The following is a 15167-nucleotide window of genomic DNA, read 5'->3' as shown; positions in this document are numbered from 1 at the left end:
AAACCGGGCCGCCCAGCTCTTCCGCGGCCTTGACCGCATCATCCACCGAGAACACGGGTTTGCCGCGCGGGACCGCGACGCCGAATTTCCGCAGGATTTCCTTACCCTGGTACTCGTGAATCTTCATGCGTGATTCCTTCAGTCTGAGAGTTGGAGTGAACTTCTGTTTGCTTGAACCGCTGATTTTTCGATTCTTCTTTGAATTCCATGCATCCACGCAGGCATCGCCTGCGCGCGACGAGGCGGACTAAGTCTCCGGCTTGTCTCGTACCGTTGTTCCGCCTTCCGCTTTTTCGCCGGGTGTGTAGCCGAACCAGCGCGGGTAATGCTCCTTGACCGCGGGGCCGTCGAAACGCAAGGCATGGCAGCGGCCGAGCTGAAACGGCGGCTCGTCCTGCGGCGCGGCAGCGTCTGGATTCGATTCGCCGGAGTGCTTGAACGGATTGCCGTCCTCGATCTTCCAGACATCGCCGGCGAAAGCCTGGACCGCGGCTGTAGGCAAGACGCCGCACAACTCGGTGAGATGCGTGCAGCCGGCTGTGCCGCGCAGCACCTTGTTGGCTTCGCGGCGAAAACTCTGGAGCAGATTGAGCCCGATGAGCTTGCGATAGACCGGATTGGACTCGGCGCACAGACCGCCATAGGGCGACCAGTCGGACGACGCTTCGACGTCGACGATGGTGAGCTTGCGGTCGATGGTGATGCGCAGCCAGAGTTCATGGATCGGCAGGCCGTGTGGCCGGACGCCCGTCGCGAGGCGAAAGTCGCGCGGCTTCTCATCGGTTAGACAGGCTTCGATATCCCAGAGGCCGTCGTCACGCTCGAAGGCTTCCAGTCGAATCGCGCGGCGATGGCGCAATTGTCGGGGAGCGGGAGGCGAAAGAGGCATGCTGGGAGTGAGCCGGTACGGGGAAAACCGTGCAATTTTAGCATATTGGGTATTCCGGGCCGGGGGATGCGCATCTCGAAAGGAACGTGCGTGCGGGATTGGGCGGAGATGGCGCAACGCTCGCGTCAGTCGTCGACGATCTCTTCGCTCCAGTCTTCGTCGCCGCCCTTGAGGATCTTGCCGATCGTGCCGCCCGAAAAGCCGCGCGCAGCCAGGAAGCGCGCTTGCTTGGCCCGTTCGGCGGGCGTCTCCGGCAACACGCCGTACTTCTTTTCCCAGACAGCCTGGGCACGCGCCGCCTCGGTCTGCGCGAGCTTGTCGGCGGTCTCGGTGATGAGCGCGTCGCCGACGGCATGGCGCTTCAATTCGCTGATGATCCTGCTGCCGCCCATGCGCGATGCCCGCCGATGCACGACGCTCTCGACGAAGCGCTCGTTCGACAGCCAGCCGTCGCGCTCGAGACTGTCGAGCAAGGATTCGAGTGAATCTGCTTCCTCGACGTACGGGCGCAGCTTGCGGGACAATTCCGCCCGGCTGTATTCGCGACGTGAGAGAAACGCGAGCGCGCGCCCTTTGAGCGAGCGTTGCGGGCGTTTCGGATTATTGGCTTCGGCTACCGAAGTCTTGCGGGTGCGCTGGCTCGAGCGGCTGTAGGCCGATTCACTCGATGCGTCCGATGTGGTGCGTGATGCTTCCGAAGGCGCACATTGCTCGAACGGCTCGAAGGGATCGGCGTTTTCGAAGGGGTCTGCGAAAGATTCGTGGTTCGCTTTGGAGATCGCGCTTGCAGGCGCGGGCAGACTTGGCGCACGTTCCGCGCGCAGCGATTTGGGTTGCTCGGTCGCCTGCTTCAGCAATGCCCGGGCTTCCTCCAGACGAGCAGCGCGATCGCCGGCGTGTGTGTCGCCCTCGACGCCGCTTCCACCGTCGTTGGTGGGCCCTGAAACGCGACGCGCCGACGCGAATGGCTTCGCGTCGGCGCGTTCCTTGTTACCGCGTCTGAATCCGCCCGACTTCGACGATGCACCGCGCCGCTCACTGCTTCGCTCGTAGCGATCGACGGATTCGGAACCGTCTTCGGTTCCTTCATCCGCCGTGTCAGCCTTCGATCCGAACCGGCGCTTCTGCATCGCGCTTCAGGCCTGAGGCTTACTCGTCGTTGGCCGTTGCGGCGCCCGCGGCGACAGCTTCACCCAGCGCGGCCACACCCAGCGATTCGCGGATCTTGTTCTCGATCTCGCGTGCGATGTCCGGATTCTCGCGCAGGAATTCGCGCGCGTTGTCCTTGCCCTGACCGATGCGATCGCCTTGGTAGCTGTACCAGGCGCCCGCCTTGTCGATCAGCTTCGCCTGCACGCCCAGATCGATGATTTCGCCCTGACGCGAAATGCCTTCGCCGTAGAGGATGTCGAAGATGGCTTCGCGGAACGGCGGCGACACCTTGTTCTTCACGACCTTCACGCGCGTCTCGTTGCCGATGACTTCGTCGTTCTTCTTGATCGAACCGATACGGCGGATATCCAGACGCACCGACGAGTAGAACTTCAGCGCGTTACCGCCCGTGGTGGTTTCCGGGTTGCCGAACATCACGCCGATCTTCATGCGGATCTGGTTGATGAAGATGACGAGGCAGTTCGTGCGCTTGATGGTGCCGGTGAGCTTGCGCAGCGCCTGCGACATCAGACGCGCCTGCAGACCGGGCAGCGAGTCGCCCATTTCGCCTTCGATTTCCGCCTTCGGCACGAGCGCCGCGACCGAGTCGATGACGATCATGTCGATGGAGCCGGAGCGCACCAGCGCGTCCGCGATTTCGAGCGCCTGCTCGCCCGTGTCCGGCTGCGAGATCAGCAGTTCCGGCACGTTCACGCCGAGCTTGCCCGCGTATTGAACGTCGAGCGCGTGTTCCGCGTCGATGAACGCCGCCGTGCCGCCGAGCTTCTGCATCTCCGCGATCACCTGCAGCGTGAGCGTGGTCTTGCCCGATGACTCAGGACCGTAGATTTCCACGACACGGCCGCGCGGCAAACCGCCGACGCCGAGCGCGATGTCCAGTCCGAGCGAACCGGTGGAGACCACCTGAATGTCTTCGACCGCCTCACCTGCGCCGAGCCGCATGATCGACCCTTTGCCGAATTGCTTTTCGATCTGCGAGAGCGCGGCGGCCAACGCCTTGCTTTTCTCCGCAGTCATTCCAGCCGGGCCTTTCTTGCTTTCTTCCATGAATCGTCCTTTGCTATGATGAACGGCGTCTGAGGCAGTGCTCACGGGGCTTTTCACCTGCATATACGCATATGAAACCTACCTTCGGCACTCACGCAGACACTGTATAAAAAAACAGTAGTTTTTGCAAGCATGTACGGGCGTGGCGCTGCTTTTTTTCCACGCCGCGCGAGCCGCGCAAAAACCACGAAACACCTGGAGACCGCCGCGCCGGGCGACACTCGGTGCCGGCAATGCCGATGCGCTTCATCGCGCATGCATGGCGTACAAAGGCGCACACGACGATGCGAATCCTCATTGCCGAAGACGACAGCATACTCGCGGACGGGCTCGTCCGATCACTCCGCCAATCGGGATACGCCGTTGACCATGTGAAGCATGGCGTCGAGGCGGATACCGCGCTTTCGCTGCAGACTTTCGACCTGCTGATCCTCGATCTCGGCCTGCCGCTCATGCCCGGCCTGGAAGTGCTGCGGCGCCTGCGCGCGCGCAATTCGCAGATGCCCGTGCTGATCCTCACCGCCGCCGACAGCGTCGACGAACGCGTGAAGGGTCTCGATCTCGGCGCCGATGACTATATGGCCAAGCCTTTCGCGCTCAACGAGCTCGAAGCACGCGTGCGCGCGCTGACGAGGCGCGGCGCGGGCGGCGGTCCGACCGTCGTGAAGCACGGATCGCTTTCCTTCGATCAGGTCGGGCGGATCGCGACCATCGGCGATCAGGTCATCGATCTCTCCGCGCGCGAACTCGGCGTGCTCGAAGTGCTGCTGCAAAGAACCGGCCGGCTCGTATCGAAGGAACAGCTCGTCAATCATCTGTGCGAGTGGGGCGAGGAAGTCAGCAACAACGCGATCGAAGTCTACGTGCACCGGTTGCGCAAGAAGATCGAGCCGAGCGGCGCGAAGATCATCACGGTACGCGGTCTCGGTTACACGCTCGAGAAAGCAGGCGCCACGGCGAACGGCGGGAACGGCGGGAATGTCGCGAATGGCTCGAGCGGCGCGAGCCCGCAACCATCCGGCGAATCCGCCAGCCATCACTATAAGTAGGCCGCATGGCGTCGCCCGCTTCCACTGAATCGCGCGAATCGAAGAATCACGCCGAAGCGGGCGCCGCCGCCGACGATTCCGACGCCCGGCGCGACGCGCGGTACGCGAACCCGTTCGCGCCGCCCGATGAACTCGAGCCCGACGGCGAAGCACATCCGCGCTCGCTCTTCGGCGAGATTCTCGACTGGATGCTCGCGCCGCTCCTTTTGCTCTGGCCGATGAGCATCGCGGTGACGTATCTCGTCGCGAAGTCGATCGCGAACGGGCCGTTCGACCGCGCGCTCGAAGCCGACGCCTACGTGCTCGCGCGCCAGATCCAGCCGGTCAATGGCGTCGCCGAATTGCGGCTTCCCGACGCGACGCGCGATTTCCTGCGCGCCGACAACGTCGACAGCGTGTTCTTCCAGGTGCTCGGCGCGCGCGGCGAGCTCGTCGGCGGCGACCGCGACATGCCCCTGCCGCACGACGACGACCGGCCGCAGCCCGGCATCGTCGAGTTTCGCGACGATGTGCTGCGCGGCAACGACATCCGCGTCGCGTATACGACGGTCGATCTGCCCGGCCTCTCGCCCGGACGCGATCCCGACAACGCGCAGCCCGTGCTCGTGCAGGTGGCCGAGACGCTCGACAAGCGCAGCCAGCTCGCCAACGACATCATCAAGGGCGTGATCCTGCCGCAGTTCGTGATCCTGCCGCTCGCGATCATCCTCGTGTGGTTCGGGCTCTCGCGCGGGCTTGCGCCGCTGCATGCGCTGCAGTCCAACATCCGCGCGCGCCGCCCCGACGATCTCTCGCCGCTACAGGCAGGCAGCGCGCCGCCCGAGATCGCGCCGCTCGTCGCGTCGTTCAACGATCTGCTCACGCGCCTCGAGCAGAACATGGATTTCCAGAAGCGCTTTATCGCCGATGCCGCGCATCAGATGAAGACGCCGCTCGCGGGCTTGCGCATGCAGGCGGAGCTGGCGATGCGCCAGGATGTATCGACGGAAGTGCAGCGCTCGCTCGAACAGATCGCGACGAGCTCGGAGCACGCCGCGCGGCTCGTCACGCAATTGCTCGCGCTCGCGCGCGCGGAGAATCGCGCGACGGGGCAGATCTTCACGCGCATCGTGCTCACGGACCTCGCGCGGCTCGCGGTGCGCGACTGGGTGCAGGCCGCGCTCGCGAAGCGCATGGACCTCGGCTATGAAGAGCCGCCGTATCCCGTCGAGGTGGAAGGCAATGTCGTGATGCTGCGCGAGATGCTGTCGAATCTCATCGACAACGCGATCCGCTACACGCCCGCGGGCGGGCGCATCACCGTGCGCGTGCGGACCGATGACGACGATCTCGATCTCGTGCATCTCGAAGTCGAGGACACGGGGCTTGGCATTCCGCCGGCGGAACGCGAACGCGTGGTCGAGCGTTTCTACCGCATTCTCGGGCGCGAAGGCGACGGCAGCGGACTCGGGCTCGCCATCGTCAAGGAGATCGCCGCGATGCACGGCGGTGCGCTCACGATCGAGGATCACGTGTATCAAGAGAGCCCGCGTCTCGCCGGAACCCTTGTCCGTGTCAGCCTGCAGCGGGTTTTTCCTGCCCGGGACAAACCCTGAGCGTAAGCGTCGCCGCGCATTTAAATGCGCGCAAGAAGAACGAGATTAGAAGAATTTAAACGATCGTTCGAATGGGATGCTTGAGAATTCGACGCATTTCGCGATTTCACCACGCAGCGGGGCCGGCGGGCGCCGCGTCAGAACGCCGTAAGTTTTCGTTCCAATAATCCTTGCACCGGAGCCGCCTTGTCGCGGACCGACGTATTCGAATATCAAATCAGGAGACGATCCATGGCTACGGTTGAGGGGCGCGTGTCACACGCACCGATGACGTCGGAGGAGAAGAAAGTCATCTTCGCCTCGTCGCTCGGCACGGTGTTCGAATGGTATGACTTCTATCTGGCGGGATCGCTCGCCGTCTATATCAGCAAGACGTTCTTCTCCGGCGTCAATCCGACGGCCGGCTTCATCTTCACCCTGCTCGGCTTCGCGGCGGGCTTCGCGGTGCGTCCGTTCGGCGCGATCGTGTTCGGGCGGCTCGGCGACATGGTCGGGCGCAAGTACACGTTCCTCGTGACCATCGTCATCATGGGTCTGTCGACGTTCCTGATCGGCTTTTTGCCTGGCTACGCGACCATAGGCATCGCGGCGCCGATCATCTTCATCGCGATGCGTCTGCTGCAAGGCCTCGCGCTCGGCGGCGAGTACGGCGGCGCTGCGACGTATGTCGCGGAGCACGCGCCTTCGAACAAGCGCGGCGCGTGGACGGCGTGGATCCAGACCACCGCGACGCTCGGCCTCTTCATCTCGCTGATCGTGATTCTCGTGGTGCGCACGGCCATGGGCGAAGAGCAGTTCGGCGCGTGGGGATGGCGCATTCCGTTCCTCGTGTCGATCCTGCTGCTCGCCATCTCCGTGTGGATCCGGATGAAGCTGCACGAATCGCCGGTGTTCGAGCGCATCAAGGCTGAAGGCAAGACGTCGAAAGCGCCGCTCACGGAAGCGTTCGGCGAGTGGAAGAATCTGAAGATCGTGCTGCTCGCGCTCTTCGGTCTGACGGCGGGCCAGGCGGTCGTGTGGTACACGGGCCAGTTCTACTCGCTCTTCTTCCTCACGCAGACGCTGAAGGTCGATGGCACCAGCGCGAACATCATGGTCGCCGTGGCGCTCCTGATCGGCACGCCGTTCTTCGTGTTCTTCGGCTCGCTGTCGGATCGCATCGGGCGCAAGCCGATCATCATGGCGGGATGTCTCATCGCCGCACTGAGCTTCTTCCCGCTCTTCAAGGCGCTCGCGCACTATACGAACCCGACGCTGGAAGCCGCGACGCAGAAGTCGCCGATCGTCGTGATCGCGAATCCGGACGAGTGCTCGTTCCAGTTCAATCCGGTGGGCACGTCGAAGTTCACGAGCTCGTGCGATATCGCGAAGAGCGCACTGTCGAAGGCGGGTCTCAACTATGAGAACGTGGCGGCGCCGGCGGGGACGCTCGCGCAGATCAAGGTGGGCGAGACGGTGGTGAACACGTACGACGGCAAGGCCGCGGATGCGAAGGCCCAAGGCGCGGCGTTCGACAAGACCCTGTCGGGCACGCTGAAGAGCGCGGGCTATCCGGCGAAGGCCGATCCGGCGCTGATCAACTGGCCGATGGCGATCGTGATCCTGACGATCCTCGTGATCTTCGTGACGATGGTGTATGGCCCGATTGCGGCGATGCTCGTCGAGATGTTCCCGGCGCGGATCCGCTATACGTCGATGTCGCTGCCGTATCACATCGGCAATGGCTGGTTCGGCGGCTTCCTGCCGGCGACGGCGTTCGCCATCGTCGCGGCCAAGGGCGATATCTACTCGGGCCTGTGGTATCCGATCGTGATCGCTTTGATCACCTTCGTGATCGGCATGTTGTTCGTGAAGGACACGCGCAAGTCGAATGTGTATCACGAGGATTGATTGTGCCTTCGGCTGCCTTCCGCGTGATTCTTTGATAAATCGCGCGGAAGGGGTTGACAGGTGTTTCAACGCTCGCCATAATCTCGTCTTCTTTCGGCGAATTAGCTCAGTCGGTTAGAGCGACGGAATCATAATCCGCAGGTCCGGGGTTCGAGTCCCTGATTCGCCACCAGCAATGCTAAAGGCCGCTGTTCCGCAAGGACAGCGGCCTTTTTCTTTTCCCCTACGCCTATCCGCTCGTTGCAAGTCATTGTTTTGACTAGGGTTAGTGGAAATGAGGTCGTTTCCCCGCTTTGTTCGATGAATTGAATCTGGTACAGAAGGCTGGTACAAAAACCCCAGCCTCGCTACCATTTCTCACATGAAAGAGAACATGGCACGACGCCCCTATATGCAACAGCCGAAGGACCGCAGCGGCTGGATTTTTCGCTGGAGTATCCCTCTCCGCTATCGGAAGGCGGCTGGCGCCACAGAGTGGAAGCGCTCCCTGGGGTCTACATTCCAAGAGGCACTCGAACGCTATCCGGCAGTCTTTCTCGAGTTCTCCGCGTATCAAGCGGAGTTGTTCCGCAAGGCGGAGAGCGAAGAGACCTTCTACGCTGGCAGCGACAATGTCCCACCAGTCACGTACAAAATCTTGGGCGCACGAGAGCGCCGGGTGCTCGACCACTTTCTCAGTAGCCGGGTCTACACGTATCTTGATATGTACGACGGCGAGATAACCGAAGCGACCGAAGAAGCTCTTGATGCCCTTGAAGCGGAACAAAAAGAGTATCTCAAGAGGCTGCAGTCGGCCATGCGACGGATGTCGCCCCCTGAAGACTGGATTGAAGAGATACAGGGCGAGATGTCCAACGCACTGGCGATTCGACTGCATCCGGACTGTCTCGACCGCCGTGATTTTTTCTTGCGAGCACTCGACACAGAGATTAAGTCCGTGAACGCGCTCCTGAAACGGTTGCGCGGCGAAGAGCTAGTTTTGACGCCACAAAAACCAGCGCAACCCGTAGCCGCCATTGTCGCCGCACCCATCCCGACCGGACCTACGCTTCTCGACGCATTTAATGCGTGGGCTAACGTGCGCACGCGTTCGGGCGGAGGCAAGACTGATAACGAATATCGTGGGTTCGCCGAGCGGTTCGGCCAATTTGTGTGCGGCTTTCCGCTTGAGCAAGTCGGTCTCACCACGATTTCTGCGCTCACGCGCGAGCGTCAGGTAGGACGCGAATGGATTGAACATGTTGCGCGCAGCCAAGGCGTCGAATATAAGACGCTAAGAAAATACAAAAGCGCGCTTTCTACTATATTTCAGCTTGCGGTCGAAAACGGAAAAACGGATGTAAATCCATTTACGTTCAAGCTGGCCAATCTGCAATTACGAGGAACGAACGCGGAGGTTCGCAAAGGTAACAAGGCGGGCCGCAGTCCGCTTCCGGCGCCCTTGGTCGAGCGCTACTTCAACGGCCCGCTCTTTAGCGGGCCAGGGTTTGACCGCCGCATGCCGCCACCTGTTGCTTACTGGTTCCCGCTCATTCTGAGATTTACCGGGGCTAGGCCGCTCGAGGTTTCATTTCTGATGCGCGATGATATCGTTTTGCCCGAAGACTATACGACGCCGGCACATCAACTCGCGGGCCACGGGAATGCGAGCTGGATTTACTTCTACTCAGATGTTCCAGGAGTCGGTGGCCAAGCGCGCCCAATCAAAACAGGCGTAAGTCTCCGGCGCATGCCGATACCGGAGATTCTATTGAAACTGGGCTTCACCGAGTACATTCGCTCAGTTTCACGCGGTCAATGGCTGTTTCCAATGCAGGTGTCCGCTGATAATCCGGCTAACCGCGCTCGCTATGCGTTGAACGCCTTGGGAGACTACCTGCGGACGACGTTGGACGAACAGAATCCGCTCTACGTCACCTACAGCTTCCGCCATAACGTGGTTGACGAAGCCCGCGAAGCCGGCGTGGAGCAGGAAGTGCGTGACGCTCTCCTCGGACACACCGAAGGAGACAATCGAAGCAAGAACGCTGGCGAGACGTTCTATGGAGCGCGGTGGTACCCCGGAGAGCCACTACGCGAGGCTGCAGCCCTCTTAGCATCGCGCCACCAGCTTCCACAAAGCTTTCCCCGCTGGGAAGATTATCGCAGTCAGGCGCCGGACTTTTCTGGTGTCGTACGTGCGCCGAGGGCGTTGCCTCTTAAGCGGCGCAGCACCAATATTGACATATGAAGCACACGGCCGCGCTTGGGAAGCGGCCGTACGGCGCAAGACCCAGTGACGAAGACAGCTTGCTTGCGTTCAATCGAGCCGTCGAGGTCAGGTGCCTCGCGTGTCCGGCTCGGGCGCCGCTTCCCAATACACATAGCCGTCCGGGTCTGCCTTCGCTAGTGCAGCGGCTACCTCCTGTTGGCTCAGGGCAGGCATCTGGACCGGCGCCCGGTCAGGCGCCGCTGCCGCTCGACTTCTCAGGAGGTAGCTTGCACGGTCGTTGCCAATAGGGTTCATCATGCTTCTTTGAAAAAACTCTTTAGCTTCCGCCGTGATAGGTTGTCGTCACAGTACGCATTGATAGCGACGTACTGACCATTGCGCTTCTGCTTCCGGGCAATCGATTGACCCGAAGCATCTACCTCAATATAGCACTCGCAGCCGTCGAAGGTCCGGGACCACTTGCGCCCCCCATCTGCGGTATGGCTGAAGTGCCAGTCGAGTTCAGGCCCGTCGATGGCTGCCAGGTCATTCATGACCGACAAAACCGAGGCGTAGCGTTGAGCTGGGTCTGCTTCCAAGCATTTCGCGACTATATTCCGAAGCTTTTGCGGTATGTGTTCGGGAAGTTCGTCTCTTTGTGGAAAGCGTCCGCCCTTGACCGCATCGATAAACGGCTGAACTTGGAGCTTGCCATCCTTGCAAAAGGATTCCCACTGATTATAGAAGGCCGCATTGCCTGCACACATCCGGTAGAGCGTAACACCGACTTGGTAGATGTCGTGCAGGACCGTGTGACCGACAGCACCATCCAGCCGTTCCGGCGGGATTATCTTCGTGTATGTGAATCCTTGCACAGCCAGGCCGGCGCCATCCATCCGCTTAGCGAGCCCAAAGTCAGAAATGACCGCTTCATCCCGGCGCGTAAGCAAGATGTTGTCCGGCTTGATATCGAAATGAATCAGCTTTTTGGAATGTATGTTGTGCAGGCCGCTAAGGAACTGCAACGAATACCGCACGATTTCCCGAACAGTAAGAAATCTCCTTTCCAATAGCGCATTCAACGAGCCGTTAGGAAAGAAGGGCATGGCGATATAAATGCTGTCAGCGTCCTCACAGGCATAGTAAACCGGCACGACGTTATCATGCTGAGTCTCGTAGAGAATGCTCGCCTCGCTGAAGAAAGCATTTACGTCGCCTACGCTCTTCTTAGCAATCTTCTTGACGACAAGTTCCGCATTAAGCTGATGGTCGTGCGCGCGGTAGACCGTTGAGTTCTTACCCTCAGCACCGATTTCCGCTATCAAATCGAAAACGAGTTCGGCGCGGTTATACGGTTTAAGCATGCTCAGCTCCAATCGCAGTCAACATTGCTTCTTTCTCTTCAACAGAATGCCGTGTCCACCCGGGTATCCGGTCAAATACCAGCTCATCAGCAATATATTTCTTGAAATCAGCTCGGGCGATACCGGCTCTCGCCGAGATAGACGAAATTTGGCCGCAGTAATACTTGCTGACGCTACTGCTGGCCAGCGCTTCTTGAATCACCCCTTCCAACTGTATTCGCTCAATCGACTGCCGACGCACTGTCGTTTCGGAGATTCTGATTCCTGCCTTGTCAATTTCATATTCACGAATGATGTCCAAGACATTGCTTCGAACAAATTTTAGGGAATCAGGAACAGACAGCGCTTTCGGCACGTTTATTTTATCGGCCGTCAGAATACTCTTCGCTTGTGCATCATAGATAACATACGTCACCGAGCTAGGGCTTACTCGAATACCAATTGTTCTCATTTGAGTCGCTTATTAAACAGAATGCTTGGTTCGCCTTGTCATGACCGAGCGCCAAAGCCACAAAACGCGCAGAGCGTGGCGGGGCAATTGTAGCCCTAAACATTGCTATCGAATAGCTGAACCGTATGCAGTAACGCAGCTGATTGTATGTCGAAGGAACGGATATCCGATGAGTCACGCCGTAGACGTCTGCCGAAGACCGATGCGCTTCTTTCCGCGCTTGATTGGTTTGGTGAAAACGTGTCGTTTACGTTCCGCGTCTCCCGATGAGTCAAAGGAATCACTCCGATGCATCACGGTCGACACGGAGGAATTGTTCGCACCGGCACCGATGAGGACAGTATTGGGTCGCGTAAGTAAGTGCTGCCCAGAGGGTTGGACAATTACCATAATGAAAGGCAAAGTACTTGCCTACGAAGGTGAAAAGAAGCTCAAAGATGTAGAACTACACCTTAGAGGCGGTGTGGAGGTGGAACCGGATGAAGTCGAGGCAGCCACCGAGGATTGACCCGCTTTCGCCAAGCGAACGAAGCGCCCGTATGGCCTTGGTCCGAGGCAAGAACACGAAGCCCGAGTTGATTGTCAGAAAAATTTTGCATTGCTTGGGTTATCGATATCGCCTGCACTCAACGACCATACCAGGGCGCCCCGACATCGTTTTTCCTAAACGGAAGAAAGTTATTTTTGTTCACGGATGCTTTTGGCACCAGCATGGATGCGGCCACTACAAGATGCCGCAGTCCAGAACCGAATTCTGGAATAGCAAGCTTGCGGCAAACAAACAGCGTGACGAGCTAAACATTGCCCGCTTAAAAGAGTTGAGTTGGGACTGCCTAACACTCTGGGAATGCGAACTCAGAGACTTGAATTCTCTCACTGAAAAACTGGTAATCTTTCTTGGCCCAACCAGAATGCCCTAATAGCATCAGTGCTAAAGCCGGGTGCTGTGTTGTGTTTCCGTTGGGACTGCAAGTACGCGACAAAAAGCTCAAAGCTCACGAGTGCCTATACACGAATGCAGGAGATTTCCTGTATTCATCGAGGCACACATATGCAGGTCAAACATCTACTAGATACTTTAGGCTATCTTGACCCAGATTTGCTAATTCTTGCGGACGGCGACAGACCACCGGTCCTGGCGCTGTCGACTCGCTGGAAGATGGAGACGAAATGCGGACCTAAGGGTGCTTGCTGGGCACGCGCCGAATGTCGCGAGAAAGAATTCGGCCCATTGTTGTTTGAGACTGAACAGGTCCCAGAACAATCTGAATGCACTATGGTTACCCGCGTTCACGTCCTCGTTATTTCGTGACTTTGAAATGCCCGCCCTTCGTGGCGGGCTTCGTTTCATACTTCAACGGCTACAACGGAATGTGCCGATAGCGACGCTTTGTCCGAAACGGGAAACTGAGATGCAGGGCCTCTGTCCTAGGTAGGGCCGGTTCCTTCCTGAAAAATCGCTAGAAGCGTGAAAATCAGCAAGAACGTACGATTGGCCTGGCGAACGTTGGTGTTGGCCGGGGTGGTGCGCATCAGAAATCGTGCCTTAGCGGCAGCGACGTCGTGATTCCCGCGCTCCGACTGACTTACTGTCACACCCGACGAACAGAATCATCGCAACAGTTTTAATGAGCCTGATGGCCTACTCGGTCTTGGGCCGAATCCGAATCGACAACGGCGAGTACACGTCGACGACCATCGTGTGACCCTCCGGAAGCCGCTGGAACCGGGGCTTCAAGGCCGCGCCGCTTGAAATGCGGGGAGTCTGCCCAGGGCCGGTGTTGCGGCGGTTGATGCTTCCGAGGAACGGCGTTTTTTCGTCGCCGTAGAAGATTTCGATTTTTGCCCCGTGCTCGCCAAGCAGCGGCGAGCCGGCGTTCCTACCGTTAAAGAACCCCTCCCGCCAGTAGCTCGGCTCCAGCTTGAATTCAAAGCTGCCGATGGTCTCAGGAGGGTCCGCAGGCTGGAGCGACTCGGCAGGCTCGGGCGGGGTCTCGTCATCCACGTCGCCTGAATAAGACCGCTCTTCCTCAGTGTCGTTGTGCACGTCGTTCTGCTTGCCCTGCTGCGTCTCCTCTTGCGCATTCATCGCCGGCGCGGGCAGCGCAGCGCCCTGTTCCTCACGTGCCTCGGGGTCCTGGACTTTCTCGATGACGTCATCCCGCTCCGTGACCAGGAATTTTTCACCGTTCTTAGACTTCCAGTTCCATGGCGGCGACAGCTTCCGGATGATGCTCTTCTCAAGGCCTGCTGCGAGGTTCAGGTGGAACTGGCCGTAGTGCATCAATCCGTTGTCCGGGAGAGCGAAAATTTCGACCGATTCACCCGAGCGGAGCAACTCTAGGATGTTGCGCTTGATTTTCTGATTGGTACTATTCCCATTCGCCGAGGGTGAGGCGTAGTTACCCATGCGTTCACGCAGCGTTCGCTCCGACTGCCCGACGTACATGACCTCTGCGCTGCGCACAAAAGCGTAGAGCACGTTCTGTTGGCCTGCGTCGCGCTCGAACCGTGCCTTGATTCGGTCGCCCACCAGTTCCCAATCGCCCACAGGTTCGAACCCGATGCTGAGCAGCCTATCATCCATCCGTCACCCCTCGAATTACCTTTTTCTGTCGAATCCGGCCGCGTCCGACGGCCGGCGTTTGATGAGCCAGGACTGTACACGTCCAGCTGGCAGTGACTCTTGATGAATCGATGTTCCTCGACGCCGCGCGCTCGAGCCAGTGCCAAATTGCATTCGACGAGCGACCTGCTTTCGACGGACCGAACGCGGCCTTTACTGAAGTCGCCGAGCCAGTTGGACTCGTCCGTCATTTGGTTCATCAGCTTGGCGTGAGTAACCTCGAGCGCCGACATACGGGCGATTATCGAGGTCTGAAGAGAAGCGGTATTCGCAAGCAAACTGTCACGCTTCGTTCGTCTGGTGTTACCTAGGAATCCGCGCGGCAGACAGAATTTGAGCTGCCGGTACTGACGCCACATCGTGCGGCGTCAACGCCGATTGCGGTTTGGTCCGCCATTGCGCGCAAAAATGGCTTTCCCGGCGGCGAAATCAGGGCAATGTTGTCCCCTTCGGGACTTACGCAGGCGTCATTTTCGACATTCTGCGTAGGTTCAGCGCCGCGCAGACGAGTTTCCATTCGGCCTGGGCCTTGGCCAGTCCGCGCATGCTGAATTGTCGAAATCCGAGAACGCTCTTTACCCAGGCATTCGGCGGTTCGGACAGCCATTTGCGCTTTCGATAGGCCGCCTGAGTTTGCGCACAAGTAAACTTGTCGGCCATCGCAGCGCATAGCGGGCGCTTCCGGGCATCGACCTTCACCTCTTTCTTGCCCTCGCGTCCGGGCGCCACGATCAACTCGGCGGGGTGCTCGCGCAATTGTTCGAACGTCGCCTCCGAGCGGTAGCCCGCATCGGCAAGGACTTGCTTGGGGGCGGCCCCGGCGTCGCGCGCTACCGCCGCCAGAACGATCGGCAATTGGCCGCTGTCGGCAGCACAGTTACCCAGTTCGGCC

13 protein-coding genes and 1 tRNA gene are annotated in these 15167 nt (G+C 59.5%); 6 read left to right on the top strand and 8 right to left on the bottom strand.

The window, feature by feature from the left end; all coding sequences use genetic code 11:
* The 4 genes from AWB78_RS38995 to recA all read right to left on the bottom strand — a co-directional run.
* A partial coding sequence (locus tag AWB78_RS38995; protein WP_332460140.1) for an ATP-grasp domain-containing protein occupies positions 1-127 on the bottom strand: 127 nt, incomplete at its 3' end.
* A gap of 120 nt (positions 128-247) precedes the next feature.
* The gene (locus AWB78_RS38990) at positions 248-889 is read right to left on the bottom strand and encodes a DUF2889 domain-containing protein (RefSeq protein WP_062612137.1); all 642 of its coding nucleotides are present in this window, start codon (positions 887-889) and stop codon (positions 248-250) included.
* Between the two features lie 125 nt (positions 890-1014).
* Complete coding sequence (recX, locus tag AWB78_RS38985; protein WP_062612135.1) at positions 1015-2019, bottom strand: recombination regulator RecX; 1005 nt, start codon at positions 2017-2019, stop codon at positions 1015-1017.
* A 19-nt stretch (positions 2020-2038) separates the two neighbouring features.
* Entirely contained in the window at positions 2039-3109 is a 1071-nt protein-coding gene (gene recA / locus AWB78_RS38980) for a recombinase RecA (protein WP_062612133.1), read from the bottom strand.
* Between the two features lie 284 nt (positions 3110-3393).
* Here recA and AWB78_RS38975 point away from each other — a divergent pair, with 284 nt between their 5' ends.
* The 5 genes from AWB78_RS38975 (at position 3394) to AWB78_RS38955 (ending at position 9873) form a co-directional block, all read left to right on the top strand.
* Positions 3394-4158, top strand: a complete 765-nt coding sequence (locus tag AWB78_RS38975; RefSeq protein WP_062612140.1) for a response regulator transcription factor — start codon at positions 3394-3396, stop codon at positions 4156-4158.
* A gap of 5 nt (positions 4159-4163) precedes the next feature.
* Positions 4164-5753: a sensor histidine kinase gene (locus AWB78_RS38970; RefSeq protein WP_062612131.1), complete on the top strand. Its 1590-nt coding sequence runs from the start codon at positions 4164-4166 to the stop codon at positions 5751-5753.
* 231 nt (positions 5754-5984) lie between these two features.
* Entirely contained in the window at positions 5985-7643 is a 1659-nt protein-coding gene (locus AWB78_RS38965) for an MFS transporter (protein ID WP_062612128.1), read from the top strand.
* A gap of 95 nt (positions 7644-7738) precedes the next feature.
* Positions 7739-7815 (top strand) — tRNA-Met (locus AWB78_RS38960).
* Positions 7816-8004: 189 nt separating this feature from the next.
* A complete protein-coding gene (locus tag AWB78_RS38955; protein ID WP_096031918.1) occupies positions 8005-9873 on the top strand; it encodes a site-specific integrase in 1869 nt (622 codons plus the stop codon).
* 275 nt (positions 9874-10148) lie between these two features.
* Here AWB78_RS38955 and AWB78_RS38945 read toward each other — a convergent pair whose 3' ends face one another.
* Complete coding sequence (locus tag AWB78_RS38945; RefSeq protein ID WP_062612121.1) at positions 10149-11198, bottom strand: serine/threonine-protein kinase; 1050 nt, start codon at positions 11196-11198, stop codon at positions 10149-10151.
* Entirely contained in the window at positions 11191-11649 is a 459-nt protein-coding gene (locus tag AWB78_RS38940) for a hypothetical protein (RefSeq protein WP_062612119.1), read from the bottom strand. The genes AWB78_RS38945 and AWB78_RS38940 overlap by 8 nt, the downstream gene beginning before the upstream one ends.
* Positions 11650-12128: 479 nt before the next feature.
* Here AWB78_RS38940 and AWB78_RS38935 point away from each other — a divergent pair, with 479 nt between their 5' ends.
* Positions 12129-12569: a very short patch repair endonuclease gene (locus AWB78_RS38935; RefSeq protein WP_074173662.1), complete on the top strand. Its 441-nt coding sequence runs from the start codon at positions 12129-12131 to the stop codon at positions 12567-12569.
* Positions 12570-13291: 722 nt separating this feature from the next.
* On the opposite strand, the gene AWB78_RS38930 is transcribed toward AWB78_RS38935, so the two are convergent.
* A complete protein-coding gene (locus AWB78_RS38930) occupies positions 13292-14236 on the bottom strand; it encodes a GIY-YIG nuclease family protein (protein ID WP_062612114.1) in 945 nt (314 codons plus the stop codon).
* Positions 14237-14731: 495 nt separating this feature from the next.
* A partial coding sequence (locus AWB78_RS38925; RefSeq protein WP_157697436.1) for a transposase occupies positions 14732-15167 on the bottom strand: 436 nt, incomplete at its 5' end.

It is taken from the genome of Caballeronia calidae, assembly GCF_900044055.2.
GTDB classification, from domain to species: domain Bacteria; phylum Pseudomonadota; class Gammaproteobacteria; order Burkholderiales; family Burkholderiaceae; genus Caballeronia; species Caballeronia calidae.
Note: the sequence above shows the minus strand (reverse complement) of the source record. Positions and strands in the feature narration are given on the sequence as shown.

What these genes read in the sequence shown, in the direction of transcription:
- AWB78_RS38990 (WP_062612137.1), bottom strand. Translation starts at nt 889, where the DNA reads ATGCCTCTTTCGCCTCCCGCTCCCCGACAATTGCGCCATCGCCGCGCG.
- recX (WP_062612135.1), bottom strand. Translation starts at nt 2,019, where the DNA reads ATGCAGAAGCGCCGGTTCGGATCGAAGGCTGACACGGCGGATGAAGGA.
- recA (WP_062612133.1), bottom strand. Translation starts at nt 3,109, where the DNA reads ATGGAAGAAAGCAAGAAAGGCCCGGCTGGAATGACTGCGGAGAAAAGC.
- AWB78_RS38975 (WP_062612140.1), top strand. Translation starts at nt 3,394, where the DNA reads ATGCGAATCCTCATTGCCGAAGACGACAGCATACTCGCGGACGGGCTC.
- AWB78_RS38970 (WP_062612131.1), top strand. Translation starts at nt 4,164, where the DNA reads ATGGCGTCGCCCGCTTCCACTGAATCGCGCGAATCGAAGAATCACGCC.
- AWB78_RS38965 (WP_062612128.1), top strand. Translation starts at nt 5,985, where the DNA reads ATGGCTACGGTTGAGGGGCGCGTGTCACACGCACCGATGACGTCGGAG.
- AWB78_RS38955 (WP_096031918.1), top strand. Translation starts at nt 8,005, where the DNA reads ATGAAAGAGAACATGGCACGACGCCCCTATATGCAACAGCCGAAGGAC.
- AWB78_RS38945 (WP_062612121.1), bottom strand. Translation starts at nt 11,198, where the DNA reads ATGCTTAAACCGTATAACCGCGCCGAACTCGTTTTCGATTTGATAGCG.
- AWB78_RS38940 (WP_062612119.1), bottom strand. Translation starts at nt 11,649, where the DNA reads ATGAGAACAATTGGTATTCGAGTAAGCCCTAGCTCGGTGACGTATGTT.
- AWB78_RS38935 (WP_074173662.1), top strand. Translation starts at nt 12,129, where the DNA reads ATGAAGTCGAGGCAGCCACCGAGGATTGACCCGCTTTCGCCAAGCGAA.
- AWB78_RS38930 (WP_062612114.1), bottom strand. Translation starts at nt 14,236, where the DNA reads ATGGATGATAGGCTGCTCAGCATCGGGTTCGAACCTGTGGGCGATTGG.